This window comes from Ralstonia edaphi, from assembly GCF_958350185.1.
GTDB classification, from domain to species: Bacteria; Pseudomonadota; Gammaproteobacteria; order Burkholderiales; family Burkholderiaceae; genus Ralstonia; species Ralstonia edaphi.
Genome location: NZ_CATWHI010000001.1, coordinates 591,338 through 615,096, shown reverse-complemented (window position 1 = coordinate 615,096; position 23,759 = coordinate 591,338). Strand labels below are relative to the sequence as shown.

The window sequence follows — 23,759 nt, the reverse complement described above, 5'->3', positions numbered from 1 at the left end:
CCCTGTTGCCAGGGAACCCGCGTGATCGTAGAGAGGGCGATGCAGGGTGTCCAACAGCGTGACGCAATTTCCAACCTGTTGGACAATCTAGCCACTCATGAACAGGGCGGGTTTTCAGTGAAGACAGACTATGAGGTGCCAGCGCTCAAGCGCATTCACGACGTACTGGAGATACTCTGCGCGGCGACGTCTCCTGTGCGGCCAGCGGCGTTGGCGCAGGCGACGGGCATGTCCAGAAGCACGTTGTACCTGCTGCTGGAGTCGCTCGAAAAGCGCCGGTGGATCGAGAAGCGGGCCGACGGCTACCTGATCGGCTTGACGTTGTTTGAGCTGGGCAACGCCTATTTCCGCCACGACAGCCTGCTCGCCGCGTTCCGGCGCGAATCCGCCGCGTTCGTGGCCACGCACAACGAAGTCGTGCAGCTTGCCGTGCTTGACGGCACGGAGGTCGTCTATATCGCCCGGGAGGATGCGCCGCGGCCGGTGCGCCTGGTATCGGACGTCGGCCTGCGCCTGCCGGCCCATTGCTGCGCGCTGGGCAAGGCACTGCTGGCGAGCCTCGATGACGAAGCGGTGTGTGCGCTGCTGCCGGCGCGTCTTGCCGCCATGACCGAGCGCACCACCACGCGCCGCGCCGATTTGCTCGATGACCTTGAGCGCATTCGCGTGCGGGGCCTGGCGACGGAGCGTGAGGAGGTGGTGGCAGGGCTCGCCTGCTTTGCGGCGTTTGTAGGTGTGACGCCGCTCGGTAAGCGCGTTGCGGTGAGTTCCAGCGTGCCGGTCAGCCGACTGGACGCCCGCCGGGAGAAGCGCCTCGTCGTTGGTGTTGCAGGCATGGCGGACCGCATCGGCCGCGCGCTCGCGCAGGCATAGGGGCGGGCCGCTGCAGGGCCGGTTCCGCTATGATCGCCACTCCTCTTTTTTCTGTCCTCTTTTCCTTTGGCGCGTAGGCGTTTCTCATGACCACCGGCACCACTCCTCCTCGCATGGCCGATGTTGCGCGCGTTGCCGGCGTGTCGAAGATGACCGTGTCACGTGTGTTGGCAGGCGGCAGCGTGTCGCCCGAAACCCGCGCGCGCGTGCAAGAGGCCATCGATGCGCTCGGCTACGTTGCCACGGCTGCGGCCGGGATGTTGTCCAGCGGCCGATCGGAGTTCGTCGCCGCCCTGGTGCCTTCGCTGGCCAGTTCCAACTTTGCCGATACCGTGCGCGGGCTCAGCGATGCGCTTGCGCCGCATGGTCTGCAACTGCTGCTGGGTGATACCGACTACCACCTCGATCAGGAGGAGGCGCTGGTGAAGTCGCTGCTGCGCCATCAGCCGCGTGGCATTGCCTTGACCGGACGCTACCACAGTGCAGGCACGCGCGCGCTGCTGGAGCGCGCCGGGATCCCGATCGTGGAGATGTGGGATCTGCCTGAGCGCCCGATCGACAGGGCGGTCGGGTTCTCGAACGCCAAGGCATCGCTCGCGATGGTGCATCACCTGCACAAACGGGGCTACCGGCGCATCGGCTTCCTGTGCGGCGCAAGCGAGCTGGACCGGCGCGGCACCGACCGCATGCGTGGATACGTCAGCGGAATCAAGGCGCTTGGCCTGGGCGAGCCGCGCGTGATCCGCCTGGGCGAATCACCCATCACCATGAGCCACGGCGGCCCCGCGATGGCCGCGCTGCTCGAAGCCTGGCCGGATACCGATGCCGTGATGTGCGTGAGCGATATGTCCGCATTCGGCGCCATCATGGAATGCCACCGGCGGGGCATGTCCGTGCCCGGCGACATTGCCGTTGCGGGCTTCGGCAACTTTGAAGTCGCGTGGTGCTGCCACCCGACCATCACGACGATTTCCGTCGATGCTTACGGCATCGGCCTGCGCACGGGCGAGGTCTTGCTCGATGCGCTCGGCGTTGGCGAGGCCACGGGCGCGCCCAAGCTCTCGCGCATCGACTTCAGCGTGGTCGAGCGCGAGAGCGCATAGCCGGCGGCTTTATACGCAGCGTCAATGCGAGTGCCGCGGATTGCCGCGTGTCTCGATCACGTTCAGATACAGCGTTGCCGGCTCCAGGCATCCGCCCGTCGAAAGCTGCCCGACAAACTGCCGATAGATCTCCTGCCAAGGCGTTTGCGACTGCGGCACGCTGAACGTTGCGGTTTCACGCCGGCGCTCAAGCTCTTCCGCGTCGACCAATACGTCGACCTTGCGCGCGTTGAGGTCCACACGAATCCGATCGCCCGTGCGCAGTAGCGCCAGGCCGCCACCCGCCGCCGCCTCGGGCGACATGTTCAAAATGGACGGGCTCGCCGATGTGCCGCTCTGCCGGCCATCGCCCATGCACGGCAGCGATTCGATCCCCTGCTTGACCAGTGCCGCCGGCGGCGCCATGTTGACGACCTCCGCGCTGCCCGGATAACCGACCGTTCCGCAGCCGCGGATGACGAGGATGCAGCGTTCGTCAATCTCGAGCGCCGGATCGTTGATGCGGGCGTGATAGTCCTCTGGGCCATCGAAGACGATCGCGCGCGTCTCGAAGACGTTTTCCGCGCCGGGCTCGCTCAGGTAGGTCTGCCGGAATGCCTCGCCCACTACCGACATCTTCATGATCGCGCTGTCAAAGAAATTGCCCGACAGGACGATGAAGCCCGCGCGATGCTTGAGCGGCGCGTCCACAGGGAAGATGACATCGCGGTCGGCGTCGGGCGCGGCATCGGCAATCGCGCCGATCGTGCGGCCAGACACGGTGCGGCAATCGCGCCGCAGCAACCCGCCCGCGTCCAATTGGCGCAACACGGCGGGCACGCCGCCGGAGCGGTGAAAGCTCTCCCCCAGATATTCGCCGGCCGGCATGCAGTTCACCAGCAGCGGCACCGATTCTCCGTGGCGTTGCCAGTCTTCAAGGCTCAGTTCCACGCCCATGTGGCGCGCGATTGCGATGAGGTGCGGCGGGCAGTTGGTCGACGCACCAAGCGCCGAAGCCACCATGATGGCGTTCTCGAATGCCGCGCGCGTCATGATCGTCGAGGGGCGGATGTCTTCACGCACGAGGTCGACGATGCGCTTGCCCGTGGCATAGGCCATCTGCCCGCGCTCGCGATATGCCGCCGGAATGCTGGCGCACCCGGGCAGCGACATGCCCAGCGCTTCGGCCAGGCTGTTCATCGACAGCGCCGTGCCCATCGTGTTGCAGTGGCCGATCGACGGCGACGACGCGGTGGTCAGCTCCATGAAGCCTTCGTAGTCGATGTCGCCGGCAGCCAGCCGGTTGCGCGCATGCCAGATGACGGTGCCGGAGCCGACCCGTTTGCCTTCGTGCCAGCCGTCCAGCATCGGCCCGCCAGACAGGACGATGGCAGGCAGGTTCACCGTGGCGGCGGCCATCAGGCAGGCGGGCGTGGTCTTGTCGCAGCCGGTGGTCAGCACAACGCCGTCGAGCGGGAAGCCGTGGAGGATCTCGACCAGACCGAGATAGGCCAGATTGCGATCGAGCGCGGCGGTCGGCCGGCGGCTCTGCTCGGCCAGCGGGTGAACCGGAAACTCCATCGGAATGCCGCCCGCGTCGCGTATGCCGGCCTTCACACGCTGCGCCAGCTCGATGTGGTGCCGGTTGCACGGCGCCAGGTCGCTGCCCGTCTGCGCGATGCCGATGATCGGCCGGCCGGACTGCAACTCTTCGCGCGTCAGGCCATAGTTCATGAAGCGTTCGACGTAGAGGGCGGTCATGTCTGCGTGGCTTGGGTCGTCGAACCAGAGCTGGCTGCGCAGTCGGCGTGGAGGTTGGGCGGGCATGGTGTCTCGGTTGTTATGTGGAACAGGGTTCCCTCTGCGGGGAATCGGTGTGGCGCTTTCCGGAAGCCTGGGAGGCAATTTTGGTACCGGTAACAACGCATGGTAGAGCCGGAAGAAGGCGCAGGCAATAGCGCGTGTTATCAGCCCTGCTTTCGGAGAGGGTGTTTGGATTTGCTGACACCTGCCTGAGCGCAAGCGTTTGCTGCTCCCCCGGCTGGTGGGGGAGGGCGTGCGGTTTCACGATTCTGCAAACAACGCGCCCTATGTTGGGCCGATCTTCGGGGGAAGGATGGGGGCTGCCATGCAGACGTTATCTGCACGATTCGAAAAGACGGACGCGGGTCGACGTGAAATCGCCACGCGTGGCGGCGTGCTCAGCCGCTCAAGCCGCGCGCTGCTCATCATGGTCGATGGCCAAGTCACGGGCGAGGACCTCGCTGTACGTGCCGGCCAGCTCGGCCTGGAAGCGCAGGCAGTGTTCGAGCTGGTGCAGGCAGGCTTCATTCAAAGCGCCACCGATGTTGCCGGCGAGCCCGTCTTCGTTCAGGTGGACGCGCCGCAGCCCGAGACGCCCAAGCCGGCTGCGCCGGCGCGCAAGCGTTCGCTGGCGGCGGCGCGCATGTACCTCATGGACATTGCGGCGCGCACATTCAGCTCTGCCGAGCATCCGATCCGCCAGCGCCTGGTGGAGGCCACCGACCGCGCTTCCGTGGAAAGCGCGTTCGATGCGCTGCTGGCGGCCCTGCGCGAAGCCACATCGGCGTCGATGGTGGAACAGGTGGAAGTGTCGTTCCGCGGGTTTTTGCCGGCTGAAGAGGGTGTGGCCGGCTGAGTGCTTTGCTCACGCGTGGCGCGACACGACCATGAAATACGCGCAAGGCTCCGCCGTCTGATTGGCGAAGCCGTGCTCCACGTTCGCCTCAAAGAACAGCGAGTCGCCGGGCCCCAGGTATTCCTTGGCGTTTTTGAACTCGACGACGAGGTTGCCGATGGTTACCACGATCTGCTTTTCGGCCCCGGTAGGGTAGCCGGGCAGTATCCCGGTTGAGACGCCGGGCGGAAGGTAGTGATAGAGGAGTTCGACGCGTCCGCCGCCCGTTGCTGGTGAAACGATATGCCGCTCAAAGCCGGTTTCCGGATCGCGGAAGACGGGCCGCTCAGCTCGGCGCATGCGCACCACCGAGCCCTCTGATGCACCGCCCCCGGCCAGCTCTGTCAACGACGTCTGCAGGCTGTGGGCGATTTTGGCTGCAATCCCGATGGTCGGGCTTTTTTCTCCGCGCTCCACTTTGGACAGCATCGCCCGGCTGACGCCCGAGCGTTGGGAAAACTGTTCCAGCGTCAGCCCGGCGGCCTCCCGCAGCTTGCGCACACGCGCACCAAAGGCATGCGACGACGCCTCGTCGTCTTCTTGCTGCCTCACGTCTTCATCCTGCTTTGCCAACACGCCTCCTTTGCCTTACCGACGCAAACTCGCCAGGCTGACATTATGTCCACGATGGAAGAACGTCCAAGCCGAAATGCCGTTTTTTCTTGCGAAAATCTTCTATAGAAGATAAGTTTCTCCGGAATAACGAAATGGAGGCGAAGCATGTGCAGCATGAAACTGATTTCGCAAGGCCAGCGCTACGCTGACTTTGAATTCGGCGATGTCCGGGTCGTCGCGCTGCGCGATGGCTACATCGACGTGCCGACGACACGGCTGTGCCAGGCATCCGGTGAGCCCCTCGACACGCTGCCTGCCGGCGTTCCCGTCGTGAACGGCCAACTGCGGTTGTCAGTCAACGCGTTCCTGGTGGTCCACAAGGGCACGTCTGTGCTGATCGATACCGGCGCATCGAACGCACTGGACGATTCGATGGGCGGCCTCCTGAGCGGATTGCAGGAATGCGGCATCGACAGAAACACCATCACTCAGGTAGCGGTCACGCACACGCATGAAGACCATGTGCACGGGCTTATTGCTCCGGATGGTTCGGAGGCATTTCCCAAGGCGGAACGCATCCTGATCCCGAAGGAAGAGGTATCGGAAATCACCGGGCGGCTCGCTCCAGTGCGCGATCGTGTGGCACCGGTTGACGACGGGCTGATCGTCAGCGACCGGATCACCGCCGTGCGGGCCGCGGGGCATTCGCAAGGGCATACGGTCTACGAAGTCAGAAGCAGTGCCGGACACCTCCTGGTGTGGGGCGACATCATTCACGTACCGTCCATTCAGTTCGGACGTCCGGAACTGACTTGGGAGCTTGATGACAGCCAGCCCCAGGCGCGTGCTACGCGCAAGGCGATCTTGGAAAGAACAGCGCGCCCCGACTACTACGTCGCGGGCGCGCATCTCGACTTTCCCGGTATCGGCCGCGTGACCAGGCGCGGTGAAGATTTCACCTTTCAAGCCGTTGAAGCTCGCGCGACGGGCCGTGATTAAAACTTCGAACCAGCCCGCGCTGGGCCTGCGCGTGCGGCATCACGCTGCCTGCTGCGCCACCCCGTCCTTGAGCAGCCCCCGCGCCCGCTGATTCGACTTGTAGATGTTGTCGCGCACCGGCACCGCACCGGTCTTCACGCTGTGCACCCATTCCTGGGTCGACATGACCGCTGCGAAGCGCGATTGGAGCACCACGCTGAACACGCGGTGGATCTCTTCCGCGCTCGCAAAGCCGGCCTGGTTCTGATACGGCACCGCGCCCGACGCGTCATGCAGGAATTCCACGGCCGTGCCGTTGTGCAGGGCGTGATTGATCGTGGATGCATCGCAGTTGTGCGTCATGTAGCCGACCACGGTGAGCGTATCGATGCCACGCGCCTCCAGCCATTGCGCCAGGTCCGTCTCCGGATAGGCGCTGGGCAGCAGCTTGCGCAGGTAGTGGTCATGCGGGCGCGACGCCACCACGGGGTGCAATTGCCAGCCGTCGGTATCGATGGCAAACAGCGGCGAGCTGGCCGGCGAGGTCTGCTGCACGACGATCACCGGAATGCCGGCCTCGCGCGCCGCATCCATGGCGACACCGATGTTGGCGACGGTCTGCTGCGGGTCCGGATACTCGATCGGCAGGCCGCCGGTGAAATATTCGTTCTGCACATCGATGACGATCAGGGCGCGCTTCGGGGTGTTGTTCGTAGTCATGGCTGACTCCTCAAGGTCGGTTGGATCGGGCATTTGCGTGAGCCCGTGGACAGCATCTTCGCGGATGACTATCCTTCCCGACAGTGGCCCGAAAGACGTTTATCGAAAGAATCGGGCCAAAGCGCGGAGCCTGTATGCAAGCCCAGCCATCACAGCCATCTCAGCATCCCCAGGAAATCGCCGTTCTGGCCTTCAACGACATCAGCCCGTTTCACCTGTCCGTGCCATGTCTTGTGTTTGAAGACCGCGTCTGGGCAGGACTGCCGTCCTACCACCTGCGGATCTGCGCCGGCGAGCCTGCGAGGAAGGGCGGCCTGCGCACCACGGCGGGGTTTGCCGTGCAGACGGAGTTCACGCTCGAAGATGCCGCCCGCGCCGACGTGCTGATCGTGCCGTCATGGCGTGACACGGACGAGCGGCCGCCCGCGGCGATGGTGAATGCGGTGGGCGATGCCTATGCGCGCGGTGCCACCGTGGTCGGCCTGTGCCTGGGCGCGTTTGTGCTGGCCGAAGCAGGCGTGCTCGACGGCCATGAGGCGACCACGCATTGGAGCGCAGCCGATGCGTTCTCGCAGCGCTACCCGCGTGTGAAGCTTGTGCCGGATGTGCTCTATCTGGACGCTGCCGACGGCCGTCTGGTGACCTCCGCGGGCACGGCCGCCGGGCTGGATTGCTGCCTGCACCTCGTGCGCCGTTGGCATGGTGCGGAGGTGGCCAACCGCATTGCACGGCGGCTGGTGGTTGCGCCGCACCGGCAGGGCGGCCAGGCCCAATACATCGAGCAACCGCTGCACGATGCCCCCGGCGGCGATCGCCTGTCGGATCTGCTGAACTGGACGGTGGCCAACCTCGCGCAGCCACACTCGCTGGACTCGCTCGCCGAGCGTGCGGCCATGAGCCGGCGCAATTTCACGCGGCGCTTCCGTGAGCTGACTGGCACCACCGTCGGCCAATGGTTGCTGGGGCAGCGTCTGGCCTATGCGCAGCGGATGCTGGAGACCACGCGCCAGCCTGTCGAGGCGATTGCGCAACTGGCGGGGTTCGGCAGCGCGGTGTCGCTGCGGCAGCATTTCAGCCGGACGTATCACACGTCGCCCAGCGCTTACCGCGCCTTGTTTGCGCAAGCCTGAAAAGAAAAAAAGCGGCTGGTCAGCCGCTGTGGTGTGTTGCTTACTTGCTCAGCTCGTGGCCGATGACGGCGCCGGCTGCGGCACCCCCGATCGTCCCGGCCGTGCTGTGCGTCATTTCGTGGCCGGCCACACCGCCTGCCACCGCACCACCGGCCGTACACGCCGTGAGCGTGGGCGCCAGCGCGGCAAGTGCGCATATCAGCGCTGTCTTCCATGCATTCATGATGTCCTCCTGAGTCGCCGGCCAAATGCAGCGGCCGGCATATCCCTCAGTCGAGCAAAGCGCGTGCCGCGCTCACATGAACAGCGGTGACAGCGAGAGATGCGACAGCGCGATCACGATCACCTGCGCGATCACCAGCAGGATCAACGGAGAGAGATCGAGCCGCCCGCCCAGCGGCGGCACCACGCGGCGGATCGGGCGCAAGAGCGGGTCGACCAGCGTATTGAGCACCGCGCCCATGGGCGACGCCGGCCCCATCCACGACAGGACGGCCGACGCAATGGTCACCCACACCAGCACGTTGAACGCCCACTTCAGCACGGTGAACAACGCGGCCACAAAGCCCATCGGCACAAGCGCCACCGGGCTCAAGCCCACCGAGGCGAGCAGCAGGAACAGATAGACGAGCGCCGTGGCATAAGCCGCCACCAGAGACGACCAGTCGATATAGCCCGTGGCCGGAATCACCCGGCGCAGCGGGTGCACCAGCCAGCCGGTCAGCTGGAAGATGGCCTGCGACAGCGGATTGCGCGGTGACAGCCGCACCGCTTGCGTCCAGGCGCGCAGCAGCAGCGCCGCGCCAAAGAGCGAGAAGATCGTGTCGAGCAGAAAACGCGTGATATCGCCGAACATGCGTCCGGTTCTCCTATGGTCAGGTCAGGCAAAAGCGCGCGGCAAACGCGCGTGCTGGGGCGCGGTATTGTCGCACGGCAATCTGACGGCCATCTGTGTGGCGATGCCTGTGCGCAGGCGCGGCGCATTCGCGTATTGTGGTGCCCGTTCGCTGTTTTCCGTGTGAGGAGACCCGCCTTGAAACCCACCTTGTTTCGCGCGTTGTTGTCGCTGGCGTGCCTGTCTGCCGTGCCGCAGGTGCATGCGCAGGCCGACACCACGTTCACCGTCGAATCGCCTGCCTTTGCCGACAACGGCGTCATGGACCGCAAGTACGCCGGGAAGAACGCCGCCAACGCCAATTGCACGGGCGACAACGTCTCGCCGCCGCTGCATTGGTCCAACGTTCCGGCCGGCACCAACAGCCTCGTGCTGATTGCCACCGACCCGCAGGGCGCGGGCGGCCTGGGCGTGAACCACTGGATGGTTTACGGAATCCCGGCCACGCAGACGAGCCTGCCGGAAGGCGCCGGCACGGGCAATGCCCTGCGCATGGGCCAGAACGCTATCGGCAAGCCGGCGTATCTCGGGCCGTGTCCGCCCAAGGGCACGGGCATGCACCACTACGTCTTTGTGCTGATCGCCACGGATCTGGCGCCGGACGCGCTGCCCAATGGGCTTACGCGGGCTGAACTCGACGCAGCCATCAAGGGGCATAGCAAAGGCGCCGCCGCCTGGATCGGCCGCTTCGGCAACTTCTGAGGAGAAGACGCTGGCCGCCGCGCTTACCGTGGCGCGGCCGGTTCCATGCCCTTGCGCTCGAGGAGGGCCGCCGCGTCCTTGCCATGCACCGCCTGTATCAGCGTCTGTGCGTCCGCAGGGTTCTTCGCATGGGGACTCACGCCTGCTGCATACACGGTGTAGTTCTGGACGGCTGCGGGCAAGGGCCCGACGTACTGGATGCGTGGCACCGCAAGCAGTTCGCTGATCTGATGCACGGCCAGCGCGGCGCTGCCATCGACGAGCCGCGTGCCCACCAGCCCGCCGTGAACAAGCACAGCCTTCGGCGCAATCGCCTGCGCAATGCCGAGCGTCTCGAAGAGCTTCGATAGATACATGCCAGACGATCCGCCGGCTGCCGGGTCCAGATACGCGACCGACGGCGCCGCCAGCAAGGTCTGTCTGAACTGCTCGACCGTCGAGATATCGGGCCTGGAGGCGCCCTCGGGCACCGCCACACCAATGCCGACGCGGGCCACGCTGCTGAGCGTGGGGGCCAGATGGCCCGACGCGCTGAGGGCCTTTGCCACGGGCTCGGGCAGGATCGCCACGTCAAAGGCTTCGCCGTTCTGAATGCGTTTGGCCAGTTCGCCCGCCGTGCCGTTGGCGATGATCAGGTGGACACCGGCCGTGCGTTCGATCGACGGTGCCAGCGCGTCCAGCACGGGCCGGAATGCGCCGGCCGTGAGGACGCTGATGTCTGCAGCGCTTGCCGTTCCGACGGTGCCGACGGTGCCGGCGGTGCACAGCGCCAAGAGCGCTGCCAGAAACGGGATTCTCGAAATCACGATGCGGCTCCGATTACGTGTCGGTGCCGCACCTTAGCACTGCATGACAACGACAACCCACGCAGATGCGATCACAACCCCGCGACGGGGAAGCTCGCCTGCCAGACAGCGCTTTGCACGTTCACCGGTTTCGGAATCAGCTTCTGCTGCAGAAACAGGTCTGCAATCTGCTGCTGCGAAGCCACGATCTGCGGCGTGACCGGCGTGACGCCGTAGGGCACGCGGCGCAGCCAGGTCTCGACAACGGGCTGTTCGATGCCGAGCTTGGGCGCCAGCAGGGCGGCGGTTTCCTGCGGATGCTGATTCACCCATAGCCCGGCCGTGCGCAACTGGGCGAGGATCGCGTTGACCGCGCGCGGATGCGTCTTCACGAATTCCGGCGTGGCTTCGTAGAAGTTGAACACCGGCAGCTCGCTGAAATCCCCCAGCGTGCGCGTCTTCAACGCCTTCTGTGCCAGCGCGTAATACGGATCCCACACGACCCACGCATCGACCGCGCCGCTCTCGAAGGCGGCCCGCGCCTCGGCCGGCGGCAGGTAGATCGGCTGAATGTCCTGCACCGTGAGGTTGGCGCGCCGAAGCAGCTGCACCAGCAGGTAGTTGGAGCTGGAGCCCTTCTGCAACGCGATGCGCTTGCCTTTCAGGTCCGCCACGCTGTGCGCGGGTGAGCTGTCCAGCACGAACAGCGCCTCGTTGGTCTTGCCGCCGGGCTCGGCCCCCACGTAGACAAGGCGCGCGCCTGCAGCCTGCGCAAACACGGCCGGCGGCGCGCCGGTGTAGCCAAAGTCAATGCTGCCCGTGTTGAGCGCTTCCAGCAGTTGGGGCCCGGCGGGGAATTCCTTCCATTCCACCTTGTAGCCAAGCTCGGCCAGCGGTTTGTCGAGTGAGCCTTGCGCTTTCAGCACGGCCAGCAATCCGGCTTTCTGAAAGCCGACGCGCACCGTGCCGGCAGGGTCTGCGGCTTGGGTGAGCCCTGCGCTCAGGGCGAGGCCGGCGCCCAGCAGCGCGGCAAGCCAGCGTCGTCGGCCAAACGATGCGGCGGTATGGGGCGATTGGGTTTGCATGATTCCTCCAGCGAGTCAGGTGTTGTGCGGTCGATGCTACGGACCGCGCACGCGCGAAGGAACGAACAAGATTGCATGTGCATAGACGCCGCCAACGTCAGCCCGGTGCTGCAGTAGCGGCAAGCTCCGCCAGATACGCCCACGGATAGATGCCGCGCGCATGGCCATCACTGAACACCAGTTGCACGCCGTAACCCGCGGGCGCGATGGTGGTGACGCGCACGGCGGCCGGCACGTTGATCGGCGTGCCGTGATGGCGCTTGAACTGGCACTCCGCGCAGCGGCACGCCTCGCGCAATGCGGCGTGGTCGAGTGCGACCACGGCGTCTGCCCAGTGCAGCCGCAGCCGGCCCTGTGCGACGTCGTTGTCGATGCGCTCAGGGGGTTGCACGGGCGCTCTCGATTTGTGCCAAGGCAATCCGCACCGCCTTGACGACTTCCGGGTCGCCGTCGGTTTCTGCGCTGCGCAGGGCGGGCAGGGCAGAGGCTTCGCCGATTTCGCCCAAGGCGAGCGCGGCTTCCTTGCGCAGATTGCTGATCGGGTGCGTGAGCAACGCGGCGAGCGCATCGACGGCATGCGCAGCACGCCAACGGCCGAGCGCCCGGGCGGCCTGCAGGCGGACTTGCCAATACGCATCGGCCAGCGCCTCGACCAACGCTTGCGTGACATGCGCATCGGGAGCAAGCGCCCGCAGCTTGCCGAGCGTGCTGGCGCTTTCCTCGCGCACGCGCCAGGCGGTGTCATGCAGCGCAGCGAGCAGCGCGGGCAGCACAGCGGCATCGGTGGCGAGGCCGAGGGCGCCGACTGCGGCACGGCGCACGTCGACATCTGCGTCATGACGTGCGCGTTCCGCCAGCGCGGGCAATGCACCCACATGCTTGCGCCAGCCGAGCACCGCAACGGCCTCGCGGCGTACGGCGGCGTTAGCGTCTTGCAGCGCGTGCAGCGCGGGCGCTTCGCTCTCGGGCACGCGAAGCTCACGCAACCCGCGCAACGCGGCGGCGCGCACAAAGGCGCTGGCATGGTCGACGTAAGGCAACAGCGCGGGCGCCGAGTCGGGCGATTTCAAATCCGCCAGGCCGATTGCCGCCGCGTCACGCACGGTGCCATCCACGTCTTCCAGTGCACGGGCAAGGGCGGCCACGGTGTCCGGCTGTTCCCAGGTCGCCAGGATGCGCGCGGCTTCGAGCCGGATTTCCGGCGCCGGGTCCTGCGCCAGCAGCGCAATCACATCGGGCAGCGCGTCGGCGTCTTCCGCATCGGCAAGCTGGAGGAGGGCGACGCGGCGGGTGGCGGCGTCCGCGTCGTGCAGGCGCGCCAGGAGGGTTGTCGTCATCGCGGCCTCAGCGCAGCAGATACGGGATGTCGACCTTCACCGCGCCGGTCGGGCAATCCTGCTCGCACGGCATGCAGTACCAGCATTCGTCGAACTGCATGAAAGCCTTGCCTTTGGTCAGGTCGATGGCGAGCAGGTCGAGCGGGCAGACATCGACGCACACGGTGCAGCCCTTGTCGGCAATGCACTTGGCTTCGTCGATGGTGACGGGCGCGCTGCTGCGCGAGGTGATGTCGTGCGGCGTGTGGGCGAAATGAACGGTCGTCTGTTGCATGGTCATGCAGCCTTCGGAATGCGCATGTGCGCGTAGGAATCGGTGCCGAGCACATCGACAGGGATGACATACGGCTCGACGGCCTGCTTGCGGCTGGCCATGGCGCCGTGTGCGTCCTTGTACAAGCGTGTGTGGCAGAACCAATTGGCGTCGTCGCGTTCGGGGTAGTCCACGCGATGGTGATACAGGCCCCAGCGGCTTTCGGTGCGGAAGAGCGAGGCGCGCGCGGCCATCTCGGCGCAATCGCGGATGAAGCTGACTTCCATCGCGCGCATCAGCTCATGCGGATTGCGTGCGTGCAGGTGCGTGATGTCTTCGGCAATCTCGTCGAAGCGCCGCAGGCCGATTTCCATCTTGCGCGTGACCTTGGGCGGCTGGAGGTAATCGTTCACCATGCGGCGCAGCTTGTATTCCACTTGCGCAGGCGCGAGGCCATGATCGCGTTGCAGCGGCGCAAAGATGCGCGTGCGCTCGCGTTCGATTTGCGCGTCGTCGACGCGGGCGTCGCCTTGCCGGCCGGCGATGTAGTCCGCCGCGTTCTGCCCCGCAAACCAGCCGTACGTGAACGCGCCGAGCATGTAGTTGTGCGGCACGGCGGCCATGTCGCCCGCCGCGTAAAGGCCCGGCACGGTGGTTTCCGCGCGCGCATTCACATACACGCCAGATGCGCTGTGCCCGCTGCAGAAGCCGATTTCCGAGATGTGCATCTCCACCATCTGCGTGCGGTAATCGGTGCCGCGCCCCGCGTGGAAGCGGCCGCGGCTCGGGCGCTCGTTGGTGTGCAGGATCGTCTCGATGGTCTGGATGGTTTCTTCGGCCAGGTGGTCGAGCTTGAGAAACACCGGCCCCTTGCCGCCTTGCAGCTCCTGGTAGAACTCCCACATCATCTGGCCGCTCCAGTAGTCGCACTGGATGAAGCGCTCGCCGCGCGCGTTGGCGGTGTAGCCGCCCAGCGGGCCGGTCACATACGCACAGGCGGGGCCGTTGTAGTCCTTGATGAGCGGGTTGATCTGGAAGCATTCCAGGTTGGAAAGCTCCGCGCCTGCGTGATACGCCATCGCGTAGCCATCGCCCGCGTTGGTGGGGTTTTCGTACGTGCCCATCAGGTAGCCGGAAGCCGGCAGGCCAAGCCGCCCGGCGGCGCCGCAGCTCAGCACCACGGCCTTGGCGCGCACCACGAGAAAATCCGCCGTGCGGCAATCGAAGCCGAGCACGCCGCAGGCGGCCCCATCGGCATCCGTCAGCACGCGCGTGACGACGATGCGGTTCGTGATCTCCACCCGCGCACGCTTGAGCTGCCGATACAGCACCTTCTTGATGTCGTGCCCCTCTGGCATCGGCAGCACGTAGCTGCCCATGTGATGGACCTTCTTGACGGCATAGTCGCCGGTTTCGTCCTTCTCGAACTTCACGCCCCAGCGGTCGAGTTGTTCGATGGTGGCGAAGCTGTGCTGCGCATACGCATACACGCCCGATTGATCGACGATGCCATCGTTGGCCAGCGTGATCTCGCGCGTGTATTGCTCAGGCGTGGCATGCCCGGGGATGACCGCGTTGTTCAGCCCGTCCATGCCCATCGAGATGGCGCCGCTGCGCTTGACGTGCGCCTTGTCGATCAGCAGCACACGCAGCGCGGGGTTGCGTTCTTTTGCCTTGATGGCCGCCATCGGGCCGGCCGTGCCGCCGCCCACGACGACGAGGTCGTACTCCAGTTCCAACGTGTTCATACGGTGCTTTGCAAAGGAAGGATGGATTGCGCATGCGACGCCACCTGCCGATCCAGCCGAAGCCGGTACTGGAAGGCGTCGCCGCGAAAATAAAGGCGCTCGAAGTCGATGGGCGCGCCCTGGGCGTCGTGCGTCAGGCGTTCTACGCGCAGCAGTGCCGCGCCTGCGCCCGTGTTGTCGAGCGCGGTGGCCGTCGCGTGATCGGCCAATGCCGCATCGATGGCCAGCGTGGCGTGGCCCAGCGCCACACCCGCGTCCTGCTCCAACACGAGAAACACATCGCGCGTGACGAGGTCGGCCCGGGCGACGATGCTGCCCAGGGCCTCCGGCAGCCACGTCACTTCGAGCGACACGGGCAACTGGTCCAGCAGGCGCACGCGATGCAACTCCACGACGGCCGTGCCGGGCGCCAGCTGCAGCGCCTGCGCGACGTCGGTCGGTGCCGGGACGGTCCGCAGCGTCAGCACGCGATTGCGAATCGCGTGACCTTGTGCCGACATCGCCTCGGCAAAGCCCTGCAGCGCGGTCACGTTCTGGAACGCCTTCGGCTGGCTCACAAACGTGCCTTTTCCGTGGCGGCGGAAGATCAGCCCTTCGTTCTGCAGATCGGCAAGTGCCTGGCGCACGGTGATGCGGCTCGCGTTGAACTGCTCGCCCAGCGCCGCCTCCGAAGGCAGCAGCGAGGCCGGCGCGTAGTGGCCGCTGAGAATGCCCTCGCGCAGCGTGCCCTTGATGCGCTCATAGAGCGGCGGGGCAGGTTGGCGGTGCAAATTAGAGGTGGTCATCGATGGGCGCAACTCGTCATAACAAGTGCGCCCAGTGTAAAAAGCAGACGTATGCAGCGGAACGAAGCTTTTTCGATATGCATGCTCGGTTTCTGACAGGCGCCGCAGCTATAGTGACGAGAGTGTTTTGAGCCGCCGCGCACCGCACACGCGGGCCGGCACCGGACGCACGGAGCGCCGCACTTCAGACGGCGCACGAAAACAACGGATACGGGTGATGGACCAGGGCACGCGCCTGCAAGATTTTTCTGCCGGCTTTGCTGACACGTTGCGGCAAGCCATGCACGACGTCGGCTTCGAGTGGCTCTCGTTTGGCCTGATGGAATACATCGGCGAGGCGGGCAAGCAGCGGGGCGAGCAACGCGTGCTCTACAACACCAATTCCCCCGCCGGCTGGGAAGAGCGCTATCTGGAGCAGCGCCATTTCGAGATCGACCCGCGCATCGCGCTGCAGGGCGACTGCGGCCTGCCTCTGGCGTGGGACATGCCCTACCTGCGTGAGCGCGTGGGCAACAGCCCGGGCGACCCCCGCGTCGAAACCTTCCTTGCCGATCTGGCCCGCTTCAATCTGCACAGCGGCATCGTGTGGGGTGCCCCATTGCGCCATCAGATGACGCCGCGCTCGACCTGGATCGTCTTCTGCAGCCTGTCGTCTTCCCGGCCAGACCGCGCGTGGATGAACGACACGGTGATGGGCGGCGCCATGCGCATCATCGTGCGCGCCTGCACGCATCTGGAAGAAGCGCGCGACAGCGCCCAGCGCAACAAGGAGATCGCCACGCGCGCGTCGCTGCCCGCGCATGTCCTGCGCCGCGTGATCGACTTTGTGGAAGCGAACGTGACGCAGCCCATCAGCGTGCGCGACATGGCCGAAATTGCCGACCTGAGCGTGCATCACTTCGCGCGCAGCTTCAAGGAGGCCAGCGGCCGCACGCCGCATCAGTACGTGACTGAGCGCCGCCTGCAGCTTGCCAGCCGTCTGCTGACCGAGACACGCATGTCCATCCTGGAGATCGCAACCGCGGTGGGCTTTGAAAGTGCGAGCCACTTTGCGGTGGTGTTCCGGCGCCGGCAAGGGCTGTCGCCCAATGACTTCCGGCGCCAGCGCGTGGCGTTCTCGCACGTGGCGGCATCGCTGGCCGAATCGGGCTGACCGGCCGCCCCTGCGTCGGCCCTTCACCTGCGCTCTGCGCGCGATTTTGGTGCGCCGCACGATGCGCAAACGCCTGTCCTGATATCAAAACCGATATCGGTAAGGCCCCAAAAAAGCATTAGACGGTCATGTCTCGCTGTCCATACCATGGCTCAGCACGAATCACCGGCAGGGCAAGATGCGCGCCGCATGCCGGATTCGACTCGTGTATCGCGTTGCAAAGACGACGTGCGCAGCCCCGGGGGTAGTTACCGGCTGCGTTCCACCATAACGGAGACAAACGATGCAAAAAACGAGCGCTGCGTGCGCCAGACGGACCGTATTGACCTTCCTGGCTACGGCCGGCGTGTTGCTGGCCACGGGCTTGACGACAGCGGCTCACGCGGCCGACAAGTCGTTCACCATGGGTTTCGCCCAGGTGGGTGCCGAAAGCGAATGGCGCACCGCCAATTCGGAGTCCATCAAATCGACGGCCAAGGCGCAGGGCGTGAACCTGAAGTTCTCCGACGCGCAGCAGAAGCAGGAAAACCAGATCAAGGCGATCCGCTCGTACATCGCGCAGAAGGTCGATGTGATTGCGTTCTCGCCGGTGGTGGAATCCGGCTGGGACACCGTGCTGCAAGAAGCCAAGGCCGCCAAGATCCCGGTCATCCTGACCGACCGCGGCATCGACAGCAAAGACACCTCGCTCTACACCACGTTCATCGGCTCGGACTTCGTCGAGGAAGGCCGCAAGGCGGGCCGCTGGCTGCTGGAGAACGTCAAGCCCAAGGGCGACGTGAACATCGTCGAGCTGCAAGGCACGGTCGGCTCCGCACCCGCCATCGACCGCAAGCGCGGCTTTGAAGAGATCATCAAGGCCGACCCGCACTACAAGATCATCCGCTCGCAAACCGGCGACTTCACTCGCGCCAAGGGCAAGGAAGTGATGGAAGCCTTCCTCAAGGCCGAGGGCAAGAAGATCAACGTGCTGTACGCGCACAACGACGACATGGCGATCGGCGCCATCCAGGCCATTGAAGAGGCGGGGCTCAAGCCGGGCAAGGACATCGTCATCATCTCGATCGACGGTGTGAAGGGCGCGTTTGAAGCCATGATGGCCGGCAAGCTGAACGTCACGGTGGAATGCAGCCCGCTGCTCGGGCCGCAACTGATGGATACCGCGCGCGCCGTGCTGGCGGGCAAGACCGTGCCCAAGCGCATCGTCACCAAGGAAGGCATCTTCCCGATGGAAGTGGCGGCCAAGGAGTTCCCGAACCGCAAGTACTGAGTACTGCGTATTGCGTACTCAATTGCGTTCGCAAGCCCTTAGCTGAAGTGGAGCATGCCGGCAGCGCGGGTTACGGTGACTCGCCCTGCCGGCTGCGCCACGTTAACAGGTGACACCCATGTCCGATCACGTTGATCAACCCGCCGCACACGATGCACGCGGCGCGCTGCTGCACATGCGCGGCATCTGCAAGAACTTTCCCGGCGTGCAGGCGCTGGCCGGGGTGGATTTCCGCTTGTTTCCCGGAGAAGTGCACGCCCTGATGGGGCAGAACGGTGCCGGCAAGTCGACGCTCATCAAAGTGCTGACCGGCGTTGAAGCGCCCGATGCCGGCGAGATTCTGCTCGGCGGTCAGCCCATCGCGCCGGGCTCGCCGCTGGAGGCGCAAAAGCTCGGTATCAGCACGGTGTATCAGGAGGTCAACCTGTGCCCAAACCTGACCGTGGCGGAGAACATCCACATCGGCCGTTTTCCCATGCGGCTGGGCAGCATCGACTGGCGGGCCACCAACCGGGCGGCGCAGGCGCTGCTGGCCGATCTGAACATCCACATCGACGTCACGCTGCCGCTGTCGCTGTATCCGGTGGCCATCCAGCAGATGGTGGCGATTGCGCGCGCACTCTCCACTGAAGCCCGCATCCTGATCCTGGACGAACCCACTTCCAGCCTGGACGACGATGAAGTGGCTCGCCTCTTTGCCGCCATCCGCACGCTCAAGGCACGCGGCATGGCCGTGCTGTTCGTCACGCATTTTCTTGAGCAGACGTACGCGATTGCCGACCGCATTACCGTGCTGCGCAACGGCCGGCTGGAAGGCGAATACGCCGCGCGCGATCTGCCGCAGTTGCAACTGATCAACAAGATGGTCGGGCGCGATATCGATGCGAGCCGCTTCGAGCGCACCGAAGTGCCGCCCGTGGACGATACGGCGCCAGCATTCCTCAGCGCGCGCGGCATGGGCCGTCGTGGCGTGGTGCAGCCGCTCGATCTGGATGTCCGCCCCGGGCAGGTGTTGGGCCTGGGCGGCTTGCTGGGCTCGGGCCGCACCGAGACCGCACGCCTGCTGTTTGGTGTCGACCGCAACGATGCGGGCTCGATCAACGTGCAGGGCCGGACGCATCAGTTCAGCTCGCCGCGCGACGCCATCCGGCAGGGCATCGGCTTTTGCCCGGAAGACCGCAAGACCGAAGGCATCATTGCCGAACTGTCGATTCGAGAAAACATCATCCTCGCGCTGCAGGCCAAGCGCGGGGTGTTCCGCTATCTGCCCAAGAAGCGCCAGCGTGAGATTGCCGACCAGTACATCGCCCAGCTCGGCATCAAGACGCCCGACGCTGAAAAGCCCATCGGCCAGCTCTCGGGCGGCAACCAGCAGAAGGCCGTGCTCGCGCGCTGGCTGGCGACCGACCCCGCCATGCTGATCCTGGATGAGCCCACGCGCGGCATCGACATCGCCGCCAAGCTCGACATCATGGACCTGGTGACCGCGCAGTGCCGCAAGGGCATGGCCATCCTGTTCATCTCCAGCGAGCTGCCGGAGGTGCTGCGCGTAAGCCACCGGCTGGCGATCCTGCGCGATCGCAAGAAGGTGGGCGAGCTGGCCGGCGCCGATGTGACGGAAGACAACCTGTGCCACGTGATTGCCGGCGGCGACGTGCCCGTGCCCGCCCGCGAATCCACCACCACCGGAGGCGCTGCATGAAACTCGCCAATCTGCGCGCACTCACGGGCCACCGGCTGTTCTGGCCGTGCGTGACGCTGCTTCTGCTGTGCCTGCTCAACGCGTGGTTCAACCCGCATTTCTTTCACCTCGACGTTCGTAATGGGCATCTGTACGGCAGCCTGATCGACATCCTCAACCGCGCGGCGCCGCTGATGCTCGTCTCCCTCGGCATGACGCTGGTGATTGCGGTGGGCGGCATCGATATTTCGGTGGGCGCGGTGGTCGCCATTTCCGGTGCCATCGCGGCATCGCTTGTCGGCGGCACGCTGGTCGTGCAGAACGGCCTGCCCGTCTACGTGACCAAGGTGCCGCTGCTGCTGGCACTGCTGGCGGCCGTGGGTGCGGCGCTGGTGTGTGGTATGTGGAACGGCCTGCTGGTGGCGGGCGCGGGCATGCAGCCCATCATCGCCACGCTGATCCTGATGGTGGCCGGCCGCGGCGTGGCGCAGCTCATTACCGGCGGGCAGATCATCACCGTCTACTACGAGCCGTTCTTTTTCGTGGGCAACGGCTATCTGTTCGGGCTGCCGTTCGGGCTGTACATCGCCGCCGCTGTGCTGGGCCTGCTGTTGCTGTTGATGCATCGCACGGCGCTGGGCTTGTTCATCGAGGCCGTCGGCATCAACCCCGTGGCCGCGCGGCTTGCTGGGCTGAACACCAAGGCGCTGCTGTTTGGCATCTATGCGTTCTGCGGTGCCATGGCTGGTGTTGCGGGGCTCATCATCTGCTCCAACGTCAAGAGCGCGGACGGCAACAACGCCGGGCTGTTGCTGGAGCTTGACGCCATCCTGGCCGTCACGCTGGGCGGTACCTCGCTGGCGGGCGGCAAGTTCAGCCTGTGGGGCAGCGTGATCGGCGCGCTCATCATCCAGACGCTTACCTACGCGATCTATTCGATGGGTGTGCCGCCAGAAATCAACCTCGTGGTGAAAGCCGTGGTGGTGTTTGCCGTGTGCCTGGCGCAATCGCCGGCGTTTCGCAGCATGCTCTTTCAACGCCACAGCCGTGCAGGGGCGCAGTCATGAAAATCAATCCACGGCGCTTGCCGTTCTACGTCACGCTGTTTCTGTTTGCGCTGTTGTTCGGCTTTGGGTCGGTCACTTACACCGGCTTCTTCAGCGTGCAGGTGTTTCTCAATCTGCTGATCGACAACGCGTTCCTGATCGTCGTTGCCATCGGCATGACGTTCGTCATTCTGTCGGGCGGCATCGATCTGTCGGTGGGGGCGGTGGTGGCGCTCACCACCATGATCTCTGCCGCGCTGGTCGAGCATCACGGCTGGTCGATCGGTGTGGTGGTGCCGCTGGTGCTCGCCGTCGGGTGCCTGTTCGGCCTGGTGATGGGCGTGCTGATCCAGGTATTCCGCATCCAGCCGTTCATCGTCACGCTGGGCGGCATGTTCCTCGCACGGGGGCTGTGCTACCTCATCAGCATCGACTCGATCAGCATTACGGACCCCATCTACACCGCGCTCTCGCAGTACAAGGTCCAGGTGGGCGGCGGCAACTACGTGTCGCCCAGCGTGGTAATTGCGCTGGTCGTGTTCGCCGCGGCTGCGTGGCTTGCGCATTGCAGCCGCTTTGGCCGCACGGTGTACGCGCTGGGCGGCAATGAGCGGTCTGCCTTGCTGATGGGCCTGCCCGTGGCGCGCACGCGCATCCTCGTCTATGTGCTCAGTGGCTTCTGCTCTGCGCTGGGCGGTGTGCTGGTCACGTTCTACATGCTGTCCGGCTACGGGCTGCACGCGCAAGGTATGGAACTGGACGCCATTGCCGCCACGGTGGTCGGCGGCACGCTGCTCACCGGTGGCGTGGGGCTCATCAGCGGCAGCGTGGTCGGCGTGTTGTTGCTGGGTGTCATCCAGTCGTTGATCACCTTTGACGGCACGCTCAGCTCGTGGTGGGCACGCATTGCCATTGGCGTGCTGCTGTGCCTCTTCTGCCTCATGCAGCGTTTCCTGGGACGCGTGCAACGGGGGACGTCATTGCCGCCCGCGAGCCCGCACAGGCCGGCGCAGCGGTCCAATGAATCGGCCAAGGACACTCCTGCCTCGGCCATGCTCATGCAGTCGCACGCCGTGCCACCGTTCAACTAGGCGCACGCAGTCTTCCTGCTCGATGTCGGCCCGTCACTCGTACGGGCCGACGCTCGAATGTCTCCCCGCATACACCCAGATCGCCAATGCATGCGCCGATGCAGGGCGTCATGTGGACGCTTCAACTCACGCACTTAAGGTATTTCACGGCCTAACCGATATGCAGACTTAGAAGACTCAAGAACCCGGAGCACATGCGCTTCCGGACAAACAAAGCGGGGGGAAATCATGCCGTCTATCGTGCATTCGGTGCGCTTCAAATTGCTCGGCGCGTTTGGTCTGTGTCTGGTGCTTCTGTTGGCCACGGGCGTTTTTGGGGTGCGCGGCCTGATGCGTCTGAACGGCAACATTGTCGACGCGTACGCCAGCAACACGCTGCCCATCGCCAAGCTTGCCGAGCTTCGTAGCACGCAACTGGACGTACGCCTGCAACTGCGCCGCGCACAGGTCTTCACGGACGATGCAGCGCAGGTTGCAGGAGCCGTGCGCACCATGCGCGCAGATCTGGACAAGATCAACAGTGCGTGGAAGCAGTACTACCCTGCCAGCGTGACGAGCGAAAAGGAACGCGAAGTCGCCAGCAAGATCAACGACGCCCTGCCGCAATTCAACACCGCAACGAATGAAGCGATCGAAGCGCTGCAAAGCGGCCACCACGACGCGGCCGCACAGATCATCAACCGCCATGCCTCCTCCGGACAGGCCGTGAGCGACCTGCTCACAAAAGACATTGCGCTCAACCTGGAAGAGGCCAAGGCCTCCGTCGACGATAGCGAGGCCACCTACCACTCCATCTTCAGCGTGGCCGTTGTGCTGATGTGTGCGGGGTTTGCGGTGGGCGTGGGCATGTGCTGGTATCTGCTGCGCGCCATCTCTCGTCCGCTGAGCCGCGCGGTCAACGTTGCCAACCACATTGCCGGCGGGCAGTTGGAGAACAACATCGTGATCGACACGCGGGGCGAGTTCGGCGAACTGCTGGCCGCCCTGCGCACGATGGACCACCAATTGGCCGAGACGGTGCGCGGCATCAAGGTATCGGCCGAATCCGTGACGGTGGCGTCCAAGGAAATTGCGGCCGGCAACATTGATTTGTCTTCGCGCACGGAACAGCAGGCCGCATCGCTGGAGGAAACCGCGTCGAGCATGACGCAGTTGACGGAGACCGTGAAGCAGAACGCCGAGAACGCCGCCCAGGCGGACAGCCTTGCCTCCAGCGCCAGCACGATCGCGCAGGCCGGCAACGAGGCCGTGCAGGCCATGGTCGGCACCATCGACCGGATCAGCACCAGCTCCGGCAAGATTTCCGAGATCACGGGGTTGATCGAGGGCATCGCCTTCCAGACCAACATCCTCGCGCTGAACGCCGCAGTGGAAGCGGCGCGCGCCGGTGAGCAGGGCAGGGGTTTTGCTGTCGTTGCCAGCGAGGTACGCACGCTTGCGCAACGCTCGGCCTCCGCCGCCAAGGAAATCAAGGGATTGATTGGCGACTCTGCTGCCGTCGTGCAGGCGGGCTCGCAGCAGGCCGCTGCGGTGGGCGAGACCATGAGCGAAGTGAAGGACGCCATCCGCCGCGTGTCGGAGATCGTGGCCGAGATTGCCGCCGCCTCTGCCGAGCAGAGCCGTGGCATCGAGCAGGTCAACCAAGCTGTCACGCAGATGGACGAGGTCACGCAGCAGAACGCCGCCCTGGTCGAGCAGGCCGCCGCCGCCGCGCAATCGCTGGAAGAGCAGGCGACGACCTTGCGACGCGCGGTGTCGGTGTTCCGCTTGGCGGACGGGGCGGGACGGCCCGCGTTTGCTTAAGCGGCCCTGCGGATGAGGCGTCAGGCGCGCTTCCATTAAGGAATTGCCGGTCTTGTAAAAGTTGTTTCGTGCAACTATATTGGTTGCGC

The 23,759-nt window shown here is 65.2% G+C and carries 24 protein-coding genes; 12 read left to right on the top strand and 12 right to left on the bottom strand.

The features are described 5' to 3' along the window. Positions 1-117: 117 nt before the first annotated feature. The gene (locus tag R2669_RS02750; protein WP_316898416.1) at positions 118-873 is read left to right on the top strand and encodes an IclR family transcriptional regulator; all 756 of its coding nucleotides are present in this window, start codon (positions 118-120) and stop codon (positions 871-873) included. Positions 874-959: 86 nt separating this feature from the next. Continuing rightward, the gene (locus R2669_RS02745) at positions 960-1,976 is read left to right on the top strand and encodes a LacI family DNA-binding transcriptional regulator (protein WP_316898414.1); all 1,017 of its coding nucleotides are present in this window, start codon (positions 960-962) and stop codon (positions 1,974-1,976) included. A 21-nt stretch (positions 1,977-1,997) separates the two neighbouring features. Here the strand turns inward: R2669_RS02745 and R2669_RS02740 are convergent, their stop codons facing one another. Beyond that, entirely contained in the window at positions 1,998-3,782 is a 1,785-nt protein-coding gene (locus R2669_RS02740; protein WP_316898412.1) for an IlvD/Edd family dehydratase, read from the bottom strand. A 301-nt stretch (positions 3,783-4,083) separates the two neighbouring features. Here R2669_RS02740 and R2669_RS02735 point away from each other — a divergent pair, with 301 nt between their 5' ends. Continuing rightward, positions 4,084-4,614, top strand: a complete 531-nt coding sequence (locus tag R2669_RS02735) for a hypothetical protein (RefSeq protein WP_316898411.1) — start codon at positions 4,084-4,086, stop codon at positions 4,612-4,614. Between the two features lie 9 nt (positions 4,615-4,623). Here R2669_RS02735 and R2669_RS02730 read toward each other — a convergent pair whose 3' ends face one another. Then, positions 4,624-5,226 carry a helix-turn-helix domain-containing protein gene (locus tag R2669_RS02730; protein ID WP_316898410.1) on the bottom strand — a complete coding sequence of 201 codons (603 nt, stop codon included), beginning with the start codon at positions 5,224-5,226 and terminating at the stop codon, positions 4,624-4,626. A 156-nt stretch (positions 5,227-5,382) separates the two neighbouring features. Here R2669_RS02730 and R2669_RS02725 point away from each other — a divergent pair, with 156 nt between their 5' ends. Then, positions 5,383-6,207 (top strand): MBL fold metallo-hydrolase, encoded by an 825-nt coding sequence (locus R2669_RS02725; RefSeq protein WP_102066159.1) that lies wholly within the window; start codon positions 5,383-5,385, stop codon positions 6,205-6,207. A gap of 39 nt (positions 6,208-6,246) precedes the next feature. On the opposite strand, the gene R2669_RS02720 is transcribed toward R2669_RS02725, so the two are convergent. Continuing rightward, positions 6,247-6,906, bottom strand: coding sequence for a cysteine hydrolase family protein (locus R2669_RS02720; RefSeq protein ID WP_027679265.1), 660 nt, complete (start codon positions 6,904-6,906; stop codon positions 6,247-6,249). Positions 6,907-7,040: 134 nt separating this feature from the next. Here R2669_RS02720 and R2669_RS02715 point away from each other — a divergent pair, with 134 nt between their 5' ends. Then, positions 7,041-8,036 (top strand): GlxA family transcriptional regulator, encoded by a 996-nt coding sequence (locus R2669_RS02715; RefSeq protein WP_102066017.1) that lies wholly within the window; start codon positions 7,041-7,043, stop codon positions 8,034-8,036. 40 nt (positions 8,037-8,076) lie between these two features. On the opposite strand, the gene R2669_RS02710 is transcribed toward R2669_RS02715, so the two are convergent. After that, the gene (locus R2669_RS02710; RefSeq protein ID WP_027679263.1) at positions 8,077-8,259 is read right to left on the bottom strand and encodes a glycine zipper 2TM domain-containing protein; all 183 of its coding nucleotides are present in this window, start codon (positions 8,257-8,259) and stop codon (positions 8,077-8,079) included. Positions 8,260-8,331: 72 nt separating this feature from the next. Next, on the bottom strand, positions 8,332-8,892 hold the full coding sequence (locus R2669_RS02705) for a YggT family protein (protein ID WP_092972144.1): 561 nt from the start codon (positions 8,890-8,892) through the stop codon (positions 8,332-8,334). Positions 8,893-9,069: 177 nt separating this feature from the next. Between R2669_RS02705 and R2669_RS02700 the strand changes: the two genes are divergently transcribed. Continuing rightward, entirely contained in the window at positions 9,070-9,633 is a 564-nt protein-coding gene (locus R2669_RS02700; protein ID WP_316876622.1) for a YbhB/YbcL family Raf kinase inhibitor-like protein, read from the top strand. Positions 9,634-9,656: 23 nt separating this feature from the next. Here the strand turns inward: R2669_RS02700 and R2669_RS02695 are convergent, their stop codons facing one another. From R2669_RS02695 to R2669_RS02665, 7 genes are all read right to left on the bottom strand, one after another. After that, positions 9,657-10,439 (bottom strand): molybdate ABC transporter substrate-binding protein, encoded by a 783-nt coding sequence (locus R2669_RS02695; RefSeq protein WP_316898407.1) that lies wholly within the window; start codon positions 10,437-10,439, stop codon positions 9,657-9,659. Between the two features lie 71 nt (positions 10,440-10,510). Continuing rightward, the gene (locus tag R2669_RS02690) at positions 10,511-11,503 is read right to left on the bottom strand and encodes a sulfonate ABC transporter substrate-binding protein (protein ID WP_316898405.1); all 993 of its coding nucleotides are present in this window, start codon (positions 11,501-11,503) and stop codon (positions 10,511-10,513) included. Positions 11,504-11,600: 97 nt separating this feature from the next. Further along, positions 11,601-11,894 (bottom strand): DUF971 domain-containing protein, encoded by a 294-nt coding sequence (locus R2669_RS02685; RefSeq protein ID WP_147216276.1) that lies wholly within the window; start codon positions 11,892-11,894, stop codon positions 11,601-11,603. Next, positions 11,881-12,840, bottom strand: a complete 960-nt coding sequence (locus R2669_RS02680) for a HEAT repeat domain-containing protein (RefSeq protein ID WP_316898403.1) — start codon at positions 12,838-12,840, stop codon at positions 11,881-11,883. The genes R2669_RS02685 and R2669_RS02680 overlap by 14 nt, the downstream gene beginning before the upstream one ends. Before the next feature lie 7 nt (positions 12,841-12,847). After that, entirely contained in the window at positions 12,848-13,114 is a 267-nt protein-coding gene (locus R2669_RS02675; protein WP_147216272.1) for a 4Fe-4S dicluster domain-containing protein, read from the bottom strand. Positions 13,115-13,116: 2 nt separating this feature from the next. Continuing rightward, positions 13,117-14,841, bottom strand: a complete 1,725-nt coding sequence (locus R2669_RS02670; protein WP_316898402.1) for a fumarate reductase/succinate dehydrogenase flavoprotein subunit — start codon at positions 14,839-14,841, stop codon at positions 13,117-13,119. Then, positions 14,838-15,626, bottom strand: coding sequence for a GntR family transcriptional regulator (locus tag R2669_RS02665; protein ID WP_316898400.1), 789 nt, complete (start codon positions 15,624-15,626; stop codon positions 14,838-14,840). The genes R2669_RS02670 and R2669_RS02665 overlap by 4 nt, the downstream gene beginning before the upstream one ends. 217 nt (positions 15,627-15,843) lie before the next feature. On the opposite strand from R2669_RS02665, the gene R2669_RS02660 reads away from it, so the two are divergent. The 6 genes from R2669_RS02660 (at position 15,844) to R2669_RS02635 (ending at position 23,670) form a co-directional block, all read left to right on the top strand. Next, positions 15,844-16,779, top strand: coding sequence for a helix-turn-helix domain-containing protein (locus R2669_RS02660; RefSeq protein WP_102066026.1), 936 nt, complete (start codon positions 15,844-15,846; stop codon positions 16,777-16,779). A 283-nt stretch (positions 16,780-17,062) separates the two neighbouring features. Then, positions 17,063-18,049, top strand: coding sequence for an ABC transporter substrate-binding protein (locus tag R2669_RS02655; RefSeq protein ID WP_065854357.1), 987 nt, complete (start codon positions 17,063-17,065; stop codon positions 18,047-18,049). A gap of 118 nt (positions 18,050-18,167) precedes the next feature. Beyond that, positions 18,168-19,751, top strand: a complete 1,584-nt coding sequence (locus R2669_RS02650) for a sugar ABC transporter ATP-binding protein (protein WP_316898396.1) — start codon at positions 18,168-18,170, stop codon at positions 19,749-19,751. Further along, complete coding sequence (locus R2669_RS02645) at positions 19,748-20,797, top strand: ABC transporter permease (RefSeq protein WP_316898394.1); 1,050 nt, start codon at positions 19,748-19,750, stop codon at positions 20,795-20,797. The genes R2669_RS02650 and R2669_RS02645 overlap by 4 nt, the downstream gene beginning before the upstream one ends. Further along, positions 20,794-21,867, top strand: a complete 1,074-nt coding sequence (gene yjfF / locus R2669_RS02640) for a galactofuranose ABC transporter, permease protein YjfF (protein WP_316898392.1) — start codon at positions 20,794-20,796, stop codon at positions 21,865-21,867. Before R2669_RS02645 ends, yjfF begins: the two co-directional genes overlap by 4 nt. 228 nt (positions 21,868-22,095) lie before the next feature. Beyond that, positions 22,096-23,670, top strand: coding sequence for a methyl-accepting chemotaxis protein (locus R2669_RS02635; RefSeq protein ID WP_316898390.1), 1,575 nt, complete (start codon positions 22,096-22,098; stop codon positions 23,668-23,670). Positions 23,671-23,759: the final 89 nt, after the last annotated feature.

Excerpts from the sequence above, each read along its gene's own strand:
- R2669_RS02745 (WP_316898414.1), top strand. The coding sequence starts at position 960 with ATGACCACCGGCACCACTCCTCCTCGCATGGCCGATGTTGCGCGCGTT.
- R2669_RS02740 (WP_316898412.1), bottom strand. The coding sequence starts at position 3,782 with ATGCCCGCCCAACCTCCACGCCGACTGCGCAGCCAGCTCTGGTTCGAC.
- R2669_RS02735 (WP_316898411.1), top strand. The coding sequence starts at position 4,084 with ATGCAGACGTTATCTGCACGATTCGAAAAGACGGACGCGGGTCGACGT.
- R2669_RS02725 (WP_102066159.1), top strand. The coding sequence starts at position 5,383 with ATGAAACTGATTTCGCAAGGCCAGCGCTACGCTGACTTTGAATTCGGC.
- R2669_RS02720 (WP_027679265.1), bottom strand. The coding sequence starts at position 6,906 with ATGACTACGAACAACACCCCGAAGCGCGCCCTGATCGTCATCGATGTG.
- R2669_RS02715 (WP_102066017.1), top strand. The coding sequence starts at position 7,041 with ATGCAAGCCCAGCCATCACAGCCATCTCAGCATCCCCAGGAAATCGCC.
- R2669_RS02710 (WP_027679263.1), bottom strand. The coding sequence starts at position 8,259 with ATGAATGCATGGAAGACAGCGCTGATATGCGCACTTGCCGCGCTGGCG.
- R2669_RS02705 (WP_092972144.1), bottom strand. The coding sequence starts at position 8,892 with ATGTTCGGCGATATCACGCGTTTTCTGCTCGACACGATCTTCTCGCTC.
- R2669_RS02690 (WP_316898405.1), bottom strand. The coding sequence starts at position 11,503 with ATGCAAACCCAATCGCCCCATACCGCCGCATCGTTTGGCCGACGACGC.
- R2669_RS02680 (WP_316898403.1), bottom strand. The coding sequence starts at position 12,840 with ATGACGACAACCCTCCTGGCGCGCCTGCACGACGCGGACGCCGCCACC.
- R2669_RS02675 (WP_147216272.1), bottom strand. The coding sequence starts at position 13,114 with ATGCAACAGACGACCGTTCATTTCGCCCACACGCCGCACGACATCACC.
- R2669_RS02670 (WP_316898402.1), bottom strand. The coding sequence starts at position 14,841 with ATGAACACGTTGGAACTGGAGTACGACCTCGTCGTCGTGGGCGGCGGC.
- R2669_RS02665 (WP_316898400.1), bottom strand. The coding sequence starts at position 15,626 with ATGACCACCTCTAATTTGCACCGCCAACCTGCCCCGCCGCTCTATGAG.
- R2669_RS02660 (WP_102066026.1), top strand. The coding sequence starts at position 15,844 with ATGGACCAGGGCACGCGCCTGCAAGATTTTTCTGCCGGCTTTGCTGAC.
- R2669_RS02655 (WP_065854357.1), top strand. The coding sequence starts at position 17,063 with ATGCAAAAAACGAGCGCTGCGTGCGCCAGACGGACCGTATTGACCTTC.
- R2669_RS02650 (WP_316898396.1), top strand. The coding sequence starts at position 18,168 with ATGTCCGATCACGTTGATCAACCCGCCGCACACGATGCACGCGGCGCG.
- R2669_RS02645 (WP_316898394.1), top strand. The coding sequence starts at position 19,748 with ATGAAACTCGCCAATCTGCGCGCACTCACGGGCCACCGGCTGTTCTGG.
- yjfF (WP_316898392.1), top strand. The coding sequence starts at position 20,794 with ATGAAAATCAATCCACGGCGCTTGCCGTTCTACGTCACGCTGTTTCTG.
- R2669_RS02635 (WP_316898390.1), top strand. The coding sequence starts at position 22,096 with ATGCCGTCTATCGTGCATTCGGTGCGCTTCAAATTGCTCGGCGCGTTT.